This window comes from Nitrococcus mobilis Nb-231 (assembly GCF_000153205.1).
GTDB lineage: Bacteria > Pseudomonadota > Gammaproteobacteria > Nitrococcales > Nitrococcaceae > Nitrococcus > Nitrococcus mobilis.
In genome coordinates this window covers 1,131,593-1,148,492 of record NZ_CH672427.1, presented here as the reverse complement: position 1 = coordinate 1,148,492, position 16,900 = coordinate 1,131,593, and the positions used below count along the sequence as shown (strand labels likewise).

Sequence of the window (16,900 nt, the reverse complement as noted above, 5' to 3'; positions counted from 1 at the left end):
CGAAATCGGTCACCCCTAGATCGCCTACCCGCGTTGCTGCGGGCGAGCCCGGCAGGCGTACGCTCCCCGTACCCAACGTGCCGATCGTTACATTCTGGGCGTTGGGCGCGATATTCATGGCCGGTCGGAGGGGCAGACTGTAGGATCTCACGACTTGCCCCAGGTGATCGTCAACAGGCCCTAACCGGCAGGAGACGGACCATGCCCACGCGAATCCTCATCGTCGGTCTGGCCAGTTTGTTGCTCGGCGGCTGCGCTAGCACCCTCTCGCGACCGCCACAAGCACTACCGGAGCCGACGCTCGAACAGCCGCCCAAAACGGTCAACGGAGCGATCTACCAGTCCGGCTATGACGTTCGTCTCTACGAGGACCGCACGGCCCGCCGGGTGGGGGATACCGTCACCGTCACGCTCGACGAACAAACAGACGCCAGCAAAGATGCCAATGCACAAATCGGGCGCCAATACAGCTACGCCTTGCCCACTCCGACGCTGATGGGCAAGCAGCTGGTCTACAACGGCACCCCCGTTTCTTTCGACATCGACAGCGAGCAGGATTTCCAGGGCGGCGGCAGCGCGACCCAAAGCAATGCACTCTCCGGCGTTCTTACTGCCACGATCGTGCGGGTCAAACCGAACGGGAACATGGTCATCCAGGGCCAAAAAAGGCTCACCCTAAACCGTGGCGACGAATACGTCACCCTCAGCGGAGAGGTTCGCCCCTACGATATCGGCCCCGGCAACACCGTCTCATCGAGCCGGGTCGCAAACGCCCGGATCAGCTATACCGGTGACGGCGCATTGGCGGACAGCAGCCGCATGGGCTGGCTGTCGCGACTGTTCATGAGCATCATATGGCCATTTTAGGGTCGCCTCGCAGCGGCTCGGAGAGTCGAGGGATGGCACATCGAATCAACCGCGCAATAGCCTTCGGGTTGCTCCTAATCGCGGCGGCGGCCCATGCCGAACGCATCAAAGATCTCGCCACGGTAGCCGGCGTACGGCCCAATCAGCTCGTAGGCTACGGTCTGGTAGCGGGTTTGGACGGCACCGGCGATCGAACCACCCAAACGCCGTTTACCGTGCAAAGTATCCGGGCGATGCTGGCCTCGCAGGGTATCCAGCTGCCGGTCGCCCAGCTGCGCAGCATGCAACTCAAGAACGTAGCCGCCGTCATGGTTACCGCAGAGCTGCCCGCTTTCGCCAAGCCCGGGCAGCAAATCGATGTGACCGTCTCCTCCCTCGGCAATGCCAAAAGCCTGCGTGGCGGCAATCTATTAATGACACCGCTCAAGGGCGTCGACGGCAGCGTTTATGCCATGGCACAGGGCAACCTGCTCGTCAGCGGCTTCGGTGCCTCGGGCCGGGACGGCTCGAAAATCGTCGTCAACGTGCTGAGCACCGGGCGAATTCCGGACGGCGCCACCGTGGAGCGCAGCGTTGCCTCACCCTTTGCACTGGGCGAGTCGGTCGTACTCAATCTGCACACACCGGATTTCACCACCGCCAAACGCGTTGCCAAACAAATCAACGACACGCTCGGGGCAGCGAGCGCAACGGCCTTGGATGCCGTATCCGTCAAAGTCAGAGCACCCCGCGATGCGAACCAAAGGGTGAGCTTCGTCGCCTTCCTGGAGAACCTTGAGGTGGCCCCGGGCGAAGCACCGGCGCGAGTGATCGTCAACGCCCGCACCGGCACCATCGTCATCGGTAGCCATGTGCGAGTGCAGCCGGCGGCCATCACCCACGGCAGCCTCACGGTGACCATCAGCGAGCGTACCCAAGTGAGTCAGCCCGCGCCGTTCGCACGACGGGGACAGACCGTCGTCAACCCGCAATCCGACGTACAGATCACCGAGGAAAAAAGACCGATGTTTTTGTTCGCGCCCGGCACCGAACTCTCGGCCATCGTCGAAGCCGTGAACCGAGTCGGCGCCTCGCCGAGCGACCTGGTGGCAATTCTGCAGGCGCTGAAGCAAGCCGGTGCGTTGCGGGCCGAGCTCATTATCATTTGATCGACACGGCACCAATACGAGTATCAGCCATCCATGGCCGTTCAAAAAATCACTTCATACGACAATGCGCTCGATGGCCGGCGTCTGGAAAAACTGCGCTATGAGCTGCGCAATCCCACTCCCGAGTCGTTGCGCACCGTAGCTAAGCAGTTCGAATCACTGTTTGTGCAGAGCTTACTCAAGAGTATGCGGGCCGCCACACCGGGGGGTTCGCTGTTTAGCGGGCATGGGGTCAAGCAATATCGATCCCTGCTCGATCAGCAACTGGCGAGCAGCATCGCGCAGGGGCGCGGCATTGGGCTGGCCGCGATGCTGGAGCGTCAGCTCCTTTCCCAAAACGCGCCGAGCAAAGCCGCTGCAGTGGAGTCGACCAAGCACTCGCTGACAGGCTACCGAAACCGGCCACCCGCAGCGCCAGCGCCGGTCGAATCGCCGGCGGCGGCGAAGCCCGCCACGACCAGCCAGGCGGCGCCATGGGGATCGCCCGAATCGTTCGTCCGTTCGATCTGGCCGGCGGCGCAACGCACCGCTCACACACTTGGCGTACCGCCCGAAGCTCTGGTCGCCCAAGCGGCACTGGAAACCGGCTGGGGAGAGCATGTCCTGCGGCATGCCGACGGCCGCTCGAGCTTCAACCTATTCAACATCAAAGCCCATGGCGGCTGGACCGGTGATACGGTCCGGATCGCCACGCTGGAATACCGGGATGGCGTTGCGCGGCGCGAGAGCGCCGCTTTTCGAGCCTACGGTTCGGTCGCGGAGGCCTTCGCCGACTACGCCGATTTTCTGCGCCACCAACCGCGCTACGCGGAAGCGCTAGACAGCGGCGGCGACGCCTTGACCTTTCTGCAAAGCTTACAACGCGCGGGCTATGCGACGGATCCGGCCTACGCCGACAAGATCCGGCGCGTCATGGACAGCCCGACGCTGCGCCCGGGCCGAGCCGAACTCAAGAAAATGGCGGACGGGACGAAAACCTAACTGAAGACTGTGTCGGCGCGCAAATGGGCCGCACGATGGGAGAGTTCATCTCATGGGTGATCTGTTCGACAACAGCATCTCCGGCCTGCTCGCCTTCCAGCGGGCAATTAACACGACGGCGCACAACATTGCCAACGTCAATACCGCTGGCTACAGCCGGCAGCGCACGGAGCTCACGGCCCGCGCGCCAACCGAATTCGGCAACGGATTCGTAGGCAACGGCGTCCAGGCCGCCAGCACCAACCGGCTGTTCAATCAGACCCGGCAAGTGGCGGTGCAAACAAGCTCAGCGGAATATCAACGGCTCGAGACCCTGGCGGAATACTCTGGCCGGATAGACAGCCTGCTGGCCGATCAAACCGCCGGGCTCACACCGGCCCTGCAGTCCTTCTTCGACGGCGTCCAGGAACTCGCTAACGACCCCTCGTCCAGCCCGGCCCGGCAGACGCTGCTTTCGGCAAGTGAGAACCTGGTCGCTCGGCTGCACTTTCTCGATGGCCAACTCGCCCAACTCGGGACGGACATCGAACAGCAGCTCCAAGCCCAGGTGGAGCAGATCAATGGCCTCGCCAACGGGATCGCCGAACTCAACCAAACCATCGTCGCCATGCAGGCGAGCGCGGGTGGCCAGCCACCCAATGATCTGCTGGATCAGCGCGATCAGCTAATGTTGGAACTCTCCGCGCTGGTAGCGACCGAAGCCGTGCCACAAGGAGACGGCAGCATCAATGTTTTTGTGGGCAACGGCCAGACGCTGGTCAGCGGGTTCACGGCCAATGAGCTGCAAATTACCCCGGCGCACGCCGATGGGACGATCCCCGAGATTGGCCTAGCCCGCCGCAATGGGGCACCGGTCAATATAACCGCGAGCCTCCAGGGCGGCTCGCTGGGGGGACTACTGGATTTCCGGCGGGAAACCCTCGACCCTACCCGCGACCGACTCGGCTTGATAGCGAGTGGCATCGCCGAGGCGGCCAATAATCAAAACCGACTCGGAATGCACTACGCGAACGGGCCGGCGGGTCAGCTGGGCGGCGCCATTTTTCAGGTTGCCCCGCCCCAAGTCGTGCCCAGCCAGGGTACGGCCGGCACAGCCGCAGCGGGACTCGCCCGGCTCGACCCGAGCCGGGTCGGGGATTTGACCGGCGCGAACTACCGACTGAGCTACGATGGCAGCAACTGGGCATTGTCTAACCTGAGCTCGGCGACCACCACGCCGATCAGCAACATACCGCAGGACATCGACGGCCTGTCCATCGACGTCTCCAAGATCTCGGGCGCGGTGAGCGGCGACTCCTTCCTGATTCGTCCCACGCGCAACGGTGCCGCCGGCATTGACCTAACCATTACCCGCGCCAGCGAGATTGCCGCGGCCGCTCCCGTGCGGGTTGCGCAAGCGAGCGATGCCTCGGGCACGCCACAGAACCAAGGCACCGGGCAAATCGGCGAAGTGCAAGTATCCAGCGCCGCCTCGCTGCCGCTGAGCTCCCCCTTCACCTTAACATTTGATGCCGCCAACAACCGCTTCTTGGTCAACGGCAGCACGAGTACCACCGTTGCCTACGATCCCAGCCAGGACAGCAGCGGTGTCACACGCTCCATTCCCGGCCTCGGCGGGGTGCAATTCACGCTCTCCGGCAACCCCGCCGACGGGGACCGCTTCGTAGTCGAGGGCAACAGCGGTGCCTTGGGTGACAACCACAACCTCCTCCAACTCGGCAAACTTACCGAGAGCGGCCTCCTAGAGGGTGGCAAGACCAGTTTTCAGCAAGCCTACAGCAACCTTGTCAACGAGGTCGGGACGGCCACCTTGCGCGCCACCACCCACCGTGATGCCCAGCAAAGCGTGCTCGATCAGGCCAAAGCCGCACGGGAGGCGGTCTCCGGCGTGAACTTGGATGAGGAAGCCGCTAACTTGCTTAAGTATCAACAAGCCTATCAAGCATCGGCCCAAGCCATCGCCATTGCCCGCACTTTGTTCGACTCCCTGCTAGCGGCCGTCAACAGGTAACCGTGATGCGAATTTCAACCAATCAAATTCAACAACTTGGTCTCAACGCGTTACTCGATCAGCAGAGCCGACTCACCAAGGTTCAGCAGCAAATCGCAAGCGGGCGGCGCATCCTCACCCCGGCGGACGACCCAAGCGGAGCGGCGCGCTCGCTGATATTGGCCCACTCCATCGGCGCCATCGAGAGCTACAGCCGCAGTGCGGATCAAATCAAGCCACGAATGCAGCTGGAAGATTCGACCCTGGAGCAGACGCAAAACCTTATCCAACGGTTGCGCGAGCTTGCCGTGCAGGCCAATAACGCCACACAAACAGCGGATAATCGCCACCAAATCGGCGCCGAGGTACGCCAAACTTTCATACAACTGGTGCAATTGGCCAACAGCACGGATGGCAACGGCGAATATTTATTCGCCGGCTTGCAAAGCCGTACACAACCGTTCCTTCGGGCCGGCAACACCGTCACCTATCAAGGTGATCAAGGCCAGCGCCTAGCCCAAACGGGCTCGCACCAGCAGTTGGCGACCACGCATTCCGGCTACGATGTATTCATGAAGATTCGCACCGGTGACGGCCAATTCACGGCCGAGGCGGCAAGCATCAATACCGGCAGCGGCATTATCTCCCCAGTGACCGTAACCGATCCCGGTGCACTAACGGGTTCGTCCTATGCGGTGACCTTCGATATCAACGGCGCCGGAGCGCTCACCTACACGCTCTCTAAGGATGGAACGCCTACGGCCACGCAACCCTACGATTCCAGCACACCTATCCGCTTCGATGGCCTGAGCGTAACGCTCGACGGAACGCCGGCTAAAGGTGATCAATTCACGATACAACCCAGCGGTTTTGGGTCGCTATTCGATACCGTGGACCGCTTCGCGACGGCACTGGAAACCGCCCAAGACGGACCAACCGGCAGAACCGCCTACCAAAACGTCGGTAATCAGACGCTGCAGGGCCTGGACCAGGCACTCGACCATATCCTCACCATACGCGCCGAGGTCGGCAGCCGATTGAATGCACTGGACAGCAGCCAAGAGGCGAATGAGGCCGCTTTGCTCAATTTTCAGACCACTAAAAGCGCTCTAGACGACCTCGACTATGCCAAGGCGATAACCGAGCTCTCGCAACGTCTGCTCGGTCTGCAGGCGGCGCAAAAAAGCTATGCCCAAATCCAAGAGCTCAGCCTATTCAATTTCCTATGATTCGATTGCTTGGCCATGCAATCACGGCAGGATGCCGCAAAGAGGTTGAGCGATTTATCACTATTGGATTAGCCAAGCTGTTTGGCGGCGTAGCCACATGTACCTTGAGAGATCAAGATTATATCGTTCAACCCAACGAAATGGCTACCGTAAGCAGGCCTTAATGTAGGGTCGCGCGCCGCACGCGGGTATCCTTCAGCACGGTCACCACATCCTGCTCCCAGGCCTTGGCAAGCTTGGATTGCGCGACAATAGCGGATACTTCTTCGTCGGTCATGGGCGACCCCTGCTCCTCGTCGACTACGTGGACAGGATCGCGATACTCGTCACGCAACTCGTAGGCTCGCTCACCACTTGCTATATCCCCTACCCGCAAGGTGATCTCATCGGTTTCCACCACAGCCCACCAGTTAACCTGTGCCGTCCAGCCTCGAGAATTGGAATAAAGTGATACGCCCGCAAGCTCGTGTCGCTTTGCAGTCGCTGTGTCGATGACATGGACGCTACTCGTTACATGGCCGAACGGCACCTCATCCAGTAGCCGCAGCAGCTTTCTTTTTTCGATTCGATGGACCTGTTTCATGCCCTCACCCTGACCACACCGGCAAGACCCCTAGCAAAAGAATCACCTTCGATACTATGCGTCCGCCGCGTTCACGACAAGGGCATTGTCACTCCGTTCGGATCGATTCGGTATGCTTAACAAGGTAATTTGCGCTAGGATGAGTAAGGCCGCAGGCGAACGCGTGTAGCGCCACGCGATTGCCGCATGCGGGCTGCTTTTGGGCAAACCGATCCCCCGGAGATCGATCCAGGGCAACGCAGCATCGGCGTGGGACAAATACAACGCGCTCACTCCAAAGCTATCGGTAGCTGCGACTGGAGATGGACTTTCGTTGCGTCCTCGCACAACGGCAATCATAGAAAAACTCATAAGCCCTCGCAGGCAATACGCCATTTTGTGATCTGGCTAAATTAGTAGCCCCTACACATTGGGTATAATTTGTTAAATAGGCAATGGCTAGCCTGCTCATCGAAGCAACCAAAACGTAATGTAAGAAAGCCTCGGCAGCACCTGATCGCCGCTGCGAGCAAAAGCTCTCACTAAACCGCTTGGATTGAGGAATGGAGAAGACAACGCGTCCTAACCGCATCGCAGTGGATTTCGATCTCACATCCATGAGCCGGGAAGAACTCGAGGCATTACTCACTCGAGTTAACGGGGAACTCGAGGCCCGTGCTTTCGAGAATAACCTACGGCGCGAAGTAGAATATCATTTACGCAAACAAAGTTGGCCTCATCGCGGCAATGGCGGTGGCGGCCGGCAACGCTACTGACGAGATGCGGAATTTCACTGCCACAAAGAAACCCCCTGGCGCCGGAAAAAAGGCGTCAGAACCAAGCCCGCGATGAAACCGCCAATATGAGCGCGGAACCCAGTTCCTGGATCGGTTCCCATTACGGAGAGCAACAACTGGAGAACAAACCAAAGGCTAAGCACAAGCGCGGCGGGTACGCGTATCAGTTGCGTCCACCGCCCCAATGGGATCAACGCCAAGACATTGGCGCGGGGAAACAACAGCATATAGGCTCCCAACACACCCGATATCGCGCCACTGGCCCCAATCATGGGCGCGGTCGAATAGGGCTCGGGATACGCCTGGGCAATGACCGCTACGACGCCTACGACCAGATAGAACAACAAATAGCGCCGATGGCCCATACTGTCTTCAACACTGTTGCCGAATAGCCATAAATAAAAAAGATTGCCGAACAGATGCATCCAACTTTTATGTAAAAACATGGACGTCAGCGGAGTCAGGGCCGCCGGAATAACAGCAACCGCAGCCGACAAGTGCGCGCCACCAATCAATGTCGCCGGTATCGCGCCCAGAGCATAGATAGCCTGTAATCGCGTCAGCGGATCCAGCGACACCTGCCAAATAAATACGACAAAGCAGACGGCGATCAGCCCCACATTGACCAGCGGGGATATCGCGCTGGGTCGGTCGTCACGCAACCGAGCCATATCGATGGGATTAGGCCTGTATTTCGGCCAACGCATGGCAAACCGCCTACCCAGTAGTCCGAGATTCCGTCCCCCGCTGTACCGATCTCAAACGCTCCCAACCGAACCGGCTCGGCTCGGCTCAGCCCAGCGAACCCAGTGACTCGCGGTGCCATCTGAGCCTGTTGGCAAGCCTCGGAGTCGGCATGCGGCCATTCTCGAAGCGCTTCACTGTGCGCAGCCGAGCGGTTAGCAGCGAAACCGCCTACTCGTGCATGGGAGCATCATGTTATTTGCAACTCCTTGGGCATTGCGACTGGAGCAAGACCGCTGACAACATAGCCGGCCGGCACGCGGGGGATGGATTGTTAGCACCGCGGCTGGGGCGGGCAACCGGTGCGCACGAAGTGCCGGTAGTCTGCAAGGATCACGGCATGATCAAACACCAGATCCAAGGTGGAATCTCCCGGATCCACTAGGCGAATCGCTGCAGCGTCGTCACCCGCCCGAGGCTCACCGCGGCCATCGGCGACGAACACGATACTGATGGTGTGCCCACGAGGATCCCGGCTCGGATCGGAATAGACGCCCAGCAACGCCTGCAACTGCACCCGCAACCCGGTTTCCTCCAAAGCCTCTCGCACAGCCGCCTGCTCGACGCGCTCTCCAACATCGACAAACCCGCCCGGCAGAGCCAACCCGCGCGGTGGATTGCGGCGTTGCACGAGCACAACCCGCTCGGGCCGCCCTTGCAAGCGAATTATGATATCCGTGGCAACCACCGGTGTGGCAACGCACGCCATAAACTCACCTTTGCGCAAATTTAACGTCGTTTACTACCATAAGGAATATTCAAATGCATATTTATGATTGTTATGAATAGCTCGCCGGCGCTATCCTCGGATACCTGACCGATTTGGGACGCAGAGGAGCGCACCATGGCCCAGGGGCCCCTGTTGGATACCAATAGCCCGCTGAATGCCGAACAGGCCGCCCGGCTCAATGAGCTGTTGGCGACGCTGCATAACGATCAGATGACCTGGATCAGTGGCTATCTGGCCGGGCTTGCAGCCGGCAGCGGAGCCGCCAACGCCATGGTATCCGAAGCGATCACCACAGAGTCGTTGCCGGCGATCACGATACTGTTCGGATCCGAGACGGGTAATGCCCAAGGTCTCGCCCAGTTGGCTGCCGAACGCGCCCAACGCCTCGGTTTCCAAGCCAATGTGGCCAATATGGCCGATTTCCGCAAGTCCGATCTGAAAAAAGTCGACAACCTGATGGTCGTGGTCAGCACGCACGGCGAAGGGGATCCACCCGACCCCGCCGAGGAATTTTATGCGTTGATGCATGGCCGCAAGGCACCCGCGCTGAAGGGTAAGCGTTTCACCGTACTGGCGCTGGGCGATTCCAGCTACGAGAATTTTTGCCAGACCGGACATGATTTCGACGCCCGGCTGGAGGCGCTCGGTGCCGAGCGTATCTATCCGTGCGTCGACTGTGACGTCGACTTCGATGACCCGGCCTCGGACTGGATCGACGCCGTGCTGGAGTGCTTCGGCAAGCTCACTGGAGCTCAGCCGCGCCCCTCCAACGTGGTTGCGTTCTCGAGTCGCAGTGCAGAGAAGACCACCTGGTCGCGTAAAAACCCCTACCCCGCCACGGTGCTTGAGAACATCGTTCTTAACGGCCGCGGCTCGAGCAAGGAGACGCGCCACATCGAGCTCTCCATCGAGGATTCGGGTCTCACGTTCGAACCGGGCGACTCTCTGGGTGTAGTACCTCAGAATAACCCGGTTTACGTGGAACGTTTGGTCGAGACGCTGGGGTTGCAGGCCGATACGGCCGTCGCTGCCGGTGACGACCGCGCCTCATTGCATGCGGCGCTCACGCAGAGCTACGAGATTACGACGATCACCCGGCCTTTCCTCGAGCGTTATGCGGCGTTGACTGAATCCAACGCCCTGCAGGCGTTGTTGCGCGAGGAGGCCAAGACCGACCTTCGTCAATATATTCATGGACGGCATATCCTGGATGTCATCCAGGACTATCCCGTCAAGGGGTTAGCGGCTGAGGACTTCATTGGTACGCTACGCAAGCTCCCACCGCGGCTTTATTCGATCGCCTCGAGCCACCGGGTCGCCCCGGACGAAGTGCACCTTACAGTCGCTGCGGTGCGCTACCACAGCCACGGTCTGAACCGTGAAGGTGTTGCTTCGACCTTCCTAGCGGACCGGATTGTCGAGGGAGAAACTGTCCCCGTCTATGTGGATAGCAACCCTAACTTCCGGCTGCCCACGGACCCGCAAACGCCGATCATCATGGTCGGACCTGGCACCGGAGTCGCACCCTTCCGCGCCTTCCTCGCCGAGCGTGAAGAGCTGGGTGCCGCAGGCCGCAACTGGCTATTCTTCGGCGATCGCAACTTCCTAAGCGACTTCCTCTATCAAATAGAATGGCTCAACTGGCGTAAACGTGGCCTGTTGACCCGAATCGATGTCGCCTTCTCGCGTGATCAGGCAGAGAAAGTCTACGTTCAACACCGCATGCGCGAGAACGCCCGCGAGCTCTACGCCTGGCTTGAGGAGGGCGCTAGCTTCTACGTCTGCGGCGATGGCGAGGGCATGGCGCATGACGTCCATCAAGCGCTGCTCGACATCGTGCGTGAACAGGGTGGTTTGAGTGATGATCAGGCACTCGACTATGTTCGTCGCTTGCAGAAGGAGAAGCGTTACCAGAAGGATGTGTATTGAATATGAACGATATCAGCCGACCGCTCGAGGAACTGCACCCCAACGAACGGCTGAAGCACAATAGTGAACAGCTCCGAGGTACGCTGCGCGAGAGTCTGGCCGACCCGGTTACCGGGGCCGTGACCGATGACGATACTCAGCTGACCAAGTTCCACGGCATCTATCAACAGGATGACCGCGATCTGCGCAGTGAGCGGCGCAAACAGAAGCTGGAGCCGTTCTATCAGTTCATGGTTCGCTTGCGCCTACCGGGCGGTGTCTGCACCACCAAACAATGGCTGGCGCTCGACGAACTGGCGCGCCAATACGCCAACGGCACTCTGCGTTTGACCACCCGTCAAACTTTTCAGTTCCACGGTGTGCTAAAGCGCAACCTCAAGGCGCACATTCAGGGCATTAACGCCACATTGTTGGACACGATGGCCGCTTGCGGCGATGTCAACCGCAATGTCATCGCCACAGCCAATCCGTGGCGCTCGCCGGTGCACCGGCAAGTCTATGACTTCGCGCATCGAATCAGTCAGCATCTACGACCCCGTTCACGCGCTTACTTCGAAATTTTTCTCGATGAAAAGCCGGTCGCTCGCAGTGAACCTGAAGAGCCGAATTACGGACGCACGTACCTGCCGCGCAAGTTCAAGATCGCCTTGGCGGTACCGCCCGACAACGACATCGATGTATTTGCACACGATCTGGGCTTCATCGCCATCACCGAGCAAGACGAGTTATTGGGTTTCAATATCAGCGTCGGTGGTGGCATGGGAATGAGCCACGGCGAACCGAAAACCTTTCCCAGGCTTGCCGATGTCATCGGCTTCTGCCGGGTCGAGCAGGTGCTCGATGTGGCCGAGCAGGTGATGTGCGTGCAGCGCGACTTCGGTGACCGCAAGGACCGAGGGCACGCCCGGTTCAAGTATACGATCGAGGATCGCGGGCTGGACTGGTTCCGTAAGGAACTCGAGCGGCGACTCGGCTACGCCTTGGAAGCGCCCCGCGCGTTCCGCTTCGAGACTACGGGCGATCCCTATGGCTGGCAAAAAGGCACCGATGGCACATGGCATTTTACCCTGTCTGTTGAAAATGGCCGGGTCGCGGATCATCCGGACTATCCGTTGATGAGCGGGCTGCGCGAGATTGCCAAGGTACATAAAGGCGACTATGCGCTCACCACCAATCAAAACCTCATCATCGCCGGGGTCAGTGAAGCGCAGAAGTCCAACATTCAGTCGCTGCTGGAGCAGTACGGCATGGTCGGCACTCGCCGGCAATCCGCTTTGCGTCGGCATGCTATGGCCTGTGTCGCCTTACCCACCTGCGGGCTAGCCATGGCCGAGAGCGAACGCTATTTGCCATCGCTGATCGATAAGCTGGATGTGATCATGCACGAAGCTGGGCTAGCGGACGATCCGATCGTAGTGCGGATGACGGGCTGCCCCAACGGTTGCGCCCGCCCCTATCTGGCTGAGATCGGTTTCGTCGGCAAAGCGCTCGGCAAATACAACGTTTATCTCGGAGCGAGCTTCAGTGGGGAGCGGATGAATCGTCTGTTCCGCGAGAACATCGGCGAGACGGAGATCATCGATTCGCTGGCACCCTTGATTCGAGATTATGCCCAACAACGTCAGGAAGGCGAACGCTTCGGCGACTTCGTCATCCGCGTGGGAGCCGTCAAGCCGATGCTCGCTGGCCGTGACTTCCAGCAGCCAACAGCTTAGTCAATTAAAATATCCGGTTGCCTGTCGCACTTGCGCCGTGAGCGGGCTGACAGGAGGGGAACGTGAGCTGGGAAGCATGGCTGACCATCGGTGTCACCGCCGGTATCCTCTACGGTCTGCTCCGCAACCTGGCCTCTCCGGTCTTTCTGCTCTTCGGTGCACTGGCCGTTTTGATGACGGTTCAGGCCTTGACGGGCAGCGAGTGCCTACTGACTGCTAACGAGGCCGTAGCCGGTTTCGGTAACAGCGGCTTAGTGACCGTCGGACTGCTGTTCGGCGTCGTGGCGGGCCTGCTCCATACCGGCGCCCTTACGTTGCTCACCGAGCCCCTGCTGGGCCGGCCTAAATCGCTGTTCAGCGCCCAACTCCGCCTACTGATACCCGTCGCCACCTTGAGCGCGTTTCTCAACAACACACCCATCGTCGCCATGTTCCTGCCCGTGGTGGATGATCTGTGCAAGCGTAGCCGACTGCCACCCTCACGGCTGTTTTTACCACTGAGCTATGCCGCCATTTTCGGCGGCACCTGCACTTTGATCGGCACCAGCACCAATCTCGTGGTAAACGGCCTGGTACAAAGCCAGGCACACATTCCGGGGCTGGCGCTGTTCGATCTCGCCTGGATCGGCGTGCCCGCAGCCGCCCTAGGCTTGGTCTACATATTTTTGTTCAGCACCAAATTACTGCCTGCGCATCAACCCGCGCTCAGCATGGATGACGATCCGCGCCGTTATACGGCCGAAGTCATCGTCGAGCCGGGCGGACCGCTGATCGGCAAGAGCGTTGAACAGGCAGGGCTGCGTCACCTGCCAGGGCTGTTCCTGGTCGAAATCGAACGCGACGGACAGGTGCTACCTGCGGTCGGGCCCACGGAAACGCTCCAAGACGGCGACCGTCTGGTCTTCGTAGGCATCGTGGAGTCGGTGGTCGATCTGCACCGCATGCGCGGGATTCAGCCGGCCACCAATCAAGTATTCCGACTCCGGGAGCCGCGCTCCGAGCGGGTCATGGTGGAAGCCGTAGTCTCCAACGAATGCCCCATCGTCGGCAAGAGCATCCGCGAAGGGCGTTTTCGCGCCGAGTACGACGCCGCGGTCATCGCGGTGGCGCGCGGCGGGCGCCATCTCAAGGGGAAAATCGGCGAGATCGTGCTGCTCGCCGGCGACACTCTGCTGTTGGAGACGCATCCGAGTTTCGTGCAGCGGCAGCGCAACGCGCGCGATTTCTTCCTGGTCTCGCGGGTGGAGAACAGCACGCCACGGCGGCACGAGAAAGCCGGCATCGCCGTGGCGATCCTCGTGGGCATGGTCGGCTTGGCCGCTTCAGGGGTATTGAGCATGCTCAATGCCGCCCTGCTGGCGGGAGGCTGTATGGTGGTAACCGGCTGTGTCACCGGTGCCGAGGTTAAACGCAGCATCGACTGGTCGGTGCTGCTCGTTATCGGCGCCGCCCTCGGTGTGGGTCAAGCACTGAACAACAGCGGCGCCGCCGAGACTCTGGCCGGCGGGCTCATCCAGTTAGCCGGTGGCCACCCTTGGCTGGTGCTGCTCGCGGTGTTCGTGGTCACCTCGCTATTCACCGAAACGATCACCAACAACGCAGCGGCCGTGCTGGTCTTCCCGATCGCCATGTCGGCGGCAGCCACACTGGGGGTCAGCTTCACGCCGTTTATTGTCGCTATCATGATTGCAGCCTCGGCCAGCTTTTCCACCCCGTTGGGATACCAAACAAACATGATGGTGTACGGCCCGGGCGGTTACCGTGCACTCGATTACCTGCGCTTTGGCTTGCCGTTGAACTTTTTGATGATGGCGACGACCGTCGGTCTCGCGCCGCTGGTCTGGCCATTCTGAGCAGCACGGGTGGGTGCACCGATTTAGCTGTCGCTCGGCCAAACACGTTCGGGTGCTTGCCGCCAGATTGAGCTACAGTTAAATTTATGTTGCACTGCACCGGCACACACACCTCCTATCGACTTGTAACGCAGCGACTGGGGTACACAATTGCCATTCACCAAGCGGCGACAGCGTGTCGCTCTGCAACCCCCACATTCGAATCGAGTCAAGGCAATTTTATGGCATAGCAGGAGGCGGCCATGTACAACCCTTTGTGTATCGATGCTCTGCATTTGTCGAGCGGTGGGCGCATCGGCATGGCCGCCTGCCCCGGCCGTGGACGGTTATTCGGGGCCGCCGATATCGCGGATAATAGGTTGGAGCGGGATTTGGCGGCCATACGCGCGTGGGGTGCCACTGCCTTACTCAGCTTAATGGAGCGAGAGGAGCTCGAGTTTTTTGCGATCGAGACAATCGGCACGCAAACACAGCACCTTGGCATGGCGTGGTACCACCTACCCATCGCCGATTTTCAGGCACCCGGCCCCGCTTTCGAGCAACGTTGGGAGACCTGCGGACCGATCGTCCGAGCGCGCTTGCGCCGCGGCGAGCGGATCATGATCCACTGCTTGGCGGGCCTGGGGCGCACGGGCACTGTTGCGGCACGCATTCTCATAGAGTTTGGCTCAACACCGCGCGATGCCATCACCCATGTCCGCGCAGCACGCCCCCACGCTATTCAAAGCCCGGAGCAGGAATTCTATCTTTTGGAGCGGCACTGGCTCGGCATCAACCCATTCCAGCTTCCTATCCCCGCCGGCTGAGCAACTGCGTAATACGAAAGCGCGCCCCGTAAGACATGACCCTGACCGCAGTACAAGGGATTAGGATGTATGACATGGCTCCACTAAGCCCGCGCGAAACGACGCAGCACATTACGGAGATCTGGCAACAACGCATCGTCCCCCGGTTGATCGATTACATCCGCATCCCCGCGAAATCACCGCAATTCGATCCCGATTGGGCCACCCGCGGGCATATCGACGAGGCCATAGCGTTGGCCGAGGATTGGTGCCGAGAACAGGCCCTCGCGCAAATGACGGTAGAGGTCATTCGCCTGGAAGGCCGCACTCCGGTATTGCTGATCGAGATTCCTGGCTGCGGCGAGGGCCGCGTACTGCTCTATGGGCATCTGGACAAACAGCCGGAAATGACCGGCTGGGATTCGGACAAGGGCCCCTGGCAACCGCTGCTGGCGGGCGATCGACTCTATGGGCGCGGCGGCGCGGACGATGGTTATGCCCTATTCGCCGCCTTAACTGCATTGCAAGTACTCCAGGAGCAGCGTATCGCGCACAGCCGCTGTCTAATCTTGATCGAGACGTGCGAGGAAAGCGGCAGCTACGATCTGCCCCATTACATCGACGCCCTCGGCGAGCGGCTTGGCCAACCGGATCTGGTGATCTGCCTGGATTCCGGTTGTGGCAGCTACGACCGTCTGTGGCTGACGAGTTCGTTGCGTGGGTTGGCCGCAGGCGAGCTGAGCGTGGAAATCCTCACGGAAGGCGTCCACTCGGGAGATGCAAGCGGCATCGCGCCCTGCAGTTTCAGGCTTATCCGCCAGCTACTGGCTCGCATCGAAGACGCCGACAGCGGGCGCATTCTTCCCGACGGGCTACACGCCGAAATACCCACGCAGCGGCGTGAGCAGGCCCGCCGCGCCGGCGAGATCCTAGGTGAGCGGGTATTCGATCGGTTCCCATTCGTCCCCGGCGCCCGACCCAACACCGAAGACCCCACGCAGCTGATCCTCAACCGAACTTGGCGACCGGCATTGACGGTCACCGGTGCCGAAGGCTTGCCCGCGCTTGCCGATGCCGGGAATGTGCTGCGCCCTGCAACCGCCCTGCGATTGTCCTTGCGGCTACCGCCCACTGTCGCCGGTGAAACCGCCAGCGCCTTGCTCAGAGAACTGTTGGAGACGGACGCCCCGTATGGATCCCGGGTGCGTTTCCGCACTACTCAGGCAACAACCGGGTGGAATGCGCCGCTACAAAGCGGGTGGCTCACCACTGTGGTCGATCAAGCCTCGCAGGATTACTTTGGACAACCCGCGGCGTACATGGGCGAAGGCGGCAGCATCCCGTTCATGACGATGCTGGGAGAACGCTTCCCGGCCGCTCAATTCCTGATCACCGGGGTTTTGGGTCCTCATGCCAATGCCCATGGACCCAACGAGTTTCTCCACCTGCCGACCGCCCAGCGACTGACCGCGTGCGTGGCGTCCGTGATCGCCGGCCAGTACTGCCAGGCGGCCTCTTCAGTCGGAAGCTCGTGAACTCTCGCCTCCCTGCAAAGAGATCCTGCCGCTGT

General features: G+C 60.4%; 14 protein-coding genes. 11 read left to right on the top strand and 3 right to left on the bottom strand.

Features of this window, described 5'->3' with window-relative positions; genetic code table 11:
* Positions 1–201: 201 nt before the first annotated feature.
* The 5 genes from NB231_RS05260 to flgL are packed head-to-tail and all read left to right on the top strand — an operon-like array spanning position 202 to position 6,215.
* Positions 202–867, top strand: coding sequence for a flagellar basal body L-ring protein FlgH (locus tag NB231_RS05260; RefSeq protein ID WP_005000359.1), 666 nt, complete (start codon positions 202–204; stop codon positions 865–867).
* Positions 868–899: 32 nt separating this feature from the next.
* A complete protein-coding gene (locus tag NB231_RS05255; protein WP_005000358.1) occupies positions 900–2,015 on the top strand; it encodes a flagellar basal body P-ring protein FlgI in 1,116 nt (371 codons plus the stop codon).
* Positions 2,016–2,048: 33 nt separating this feature from the next.
* The gene (gene flgJ, locus NB231_RS05250) at positions 2,049–2,996 is read left to right on the top strand and encodes a flagellar assembly peptidoglycan hydrolase FlgJ (RefSeq protein ID WP_005000357.1); all 948 of its coding nucleotides are present in this window, start codon (positions 2,049–2,051) and stop codon (positions 2,994–2,996) included.
* A gap of 52 nt (positions 2,997–3,048) precedes the next feature.
* Positions 3,049–5,007, top strand: coding sequence for a flagellar hook-associated protein FlgK (gene flgK, locus NB231_RS05245; protein WP_005000356.1), 1,959 nt, complete (start codon positions 3,049–3,051; stop codon positions 5,005–5,007).
* 5 nt (positions 5,008–5,012) lie between these two features.
* Complete coding sequence (flgL, locus tag NB231_RS05240) at positions 5,013–6,215, top strand: flagellar hook-associated protein FlgL (RefSeq protein WP_005000354.1); 1,203 nt, start codon at positions 5,013–5,015, stop codon at positions 6,213–6,215.
* Positions 6,216–6,375: 160 nt separating this feature from the next.
* On the opposite strand, the gene NB231_RS05235 is transcribed toward flgL, so the two are convergent.
* A complete protein-coding gene (locus tag NB231_RS05235; protein WP_005000353.1) occupies positions 6,376–6,798 on the bottom strand; it encodes a hypothetical protein in 423 nt (140 codons plus the stop codon).
* Positions 6,799–7,340: 542 nt separating this feature from the next.
* Here NB231_RS05235 and NB231_RS05225 point away from each other — a divergent pair.
* Positions 7,341–7,553, top strand: a complete 213-nt coding sequence (locus NB231_RS05225; RefSeq protein ID WP_005000351.1) for a hypothetical protein — start codon at positions 7,341–7,343, stop codon at positions 7,551–7,553.
* Between the two features lie 14 nt (positions 7,554–7,567).
* On the opposite strand, the gene NB231_RS05220 is transcribed toward NB231_RS05225, so the two are convergent.
* Together NB231_RS05220 and NB231_RS05215 are read right to left on the bottom strand one after the other, a co-directional pair.
* Complete coding sequence (locus NB231_RS05220) at positions 7,568–8,194, bottom strand: rhomboid family intramembrane serine protease (RefSeq protein ID WP_232210392.1); 627 nt, start codon at positions 8,192–8,194, stop codon at positions 7,568–7,570.
* Between the two features lie 398 nt (positions 8,195–8,592).
* A complete protein-coding gene (locus tag NB231_RS05215; protein ID WP_005000349.1) occupies positions 8,593–9,027 on the bottom strand; it encodes an NUDIX domain-containing protein in 435 nt (144 codons plus the stop codon).
* 135 nt (positions 9,028–9,162) lie between these two features.
* Between NB231_RS05215 and NB231_RS05210 the strand changes: the two genes are divergently transcribed.
* From NB231_RS05210 to NB231_RS05190, 5 genes are all read left to right on the top strand, one after another.
* A complete protein-coding gene (locus tag NB231_RS05210) occupies positions 9,163–10,977 on the top strand; it encodes an assimilatory sulfite reductase (NADPH) flavoprotein subunit (RefSeq protein WP_005000348.1) in 1,815 nt (604 codons plus the stop codon).
* A gap of 2 nt (positions 10,978–10,979) precedes the next feature.
* Entirely contained in the window at positions 10,980–12,692 is a 1,713-nt protein-coding gene (gene cysI, locus NB231_RS05205) for an assimilatory sulfite reductase (NADPH) hemoprotein subunit (protein ID WP_005000347.1), read from the top strand.
* Positions 12,693–12,754: 62 nt separating this feature from the next.
* Positions 12,755–14,545 carry an SLC13 family permease gene (locus NB231_RS05200; protein WP_005000345.1) on the top strand — a complete coding sequence of 597 codons (1,791 nt, stop codon included), beginning with the start codon at positions 12,755–12,757 and terminating at the stop codon, positions 14,543–14,545.
* 242 nt (positions 14,546–14,787) lie between these two features.
* A complete protein-coding gene (locus NB231_RS05195; RefSeq protein ID WP_005000344.1) occupies positions 14,788–15,351 on the top strand; it encodes a cyclin-dependent kinase inhibitor 3 family protein in 564 nt (187 codons plus the stop codon).
* Between the two features lie 74 nt (positions 15,352–15,425).
* Positions 15,426–16,865 carry a M20 family metallopeptidase gene (locus NB231_RS05190; protein WP_005000343.1) on the top strand — a complete coding sequence of 480 codons (1,440 nt, stop codon included), beginning with the start codon at positions 15,426–15,428 and terminating at the stop codon, positions 16,863–16,865.
* The last annotated feature ends 35 nt before the right edge of the window (positions 16,866–16,900 follow it).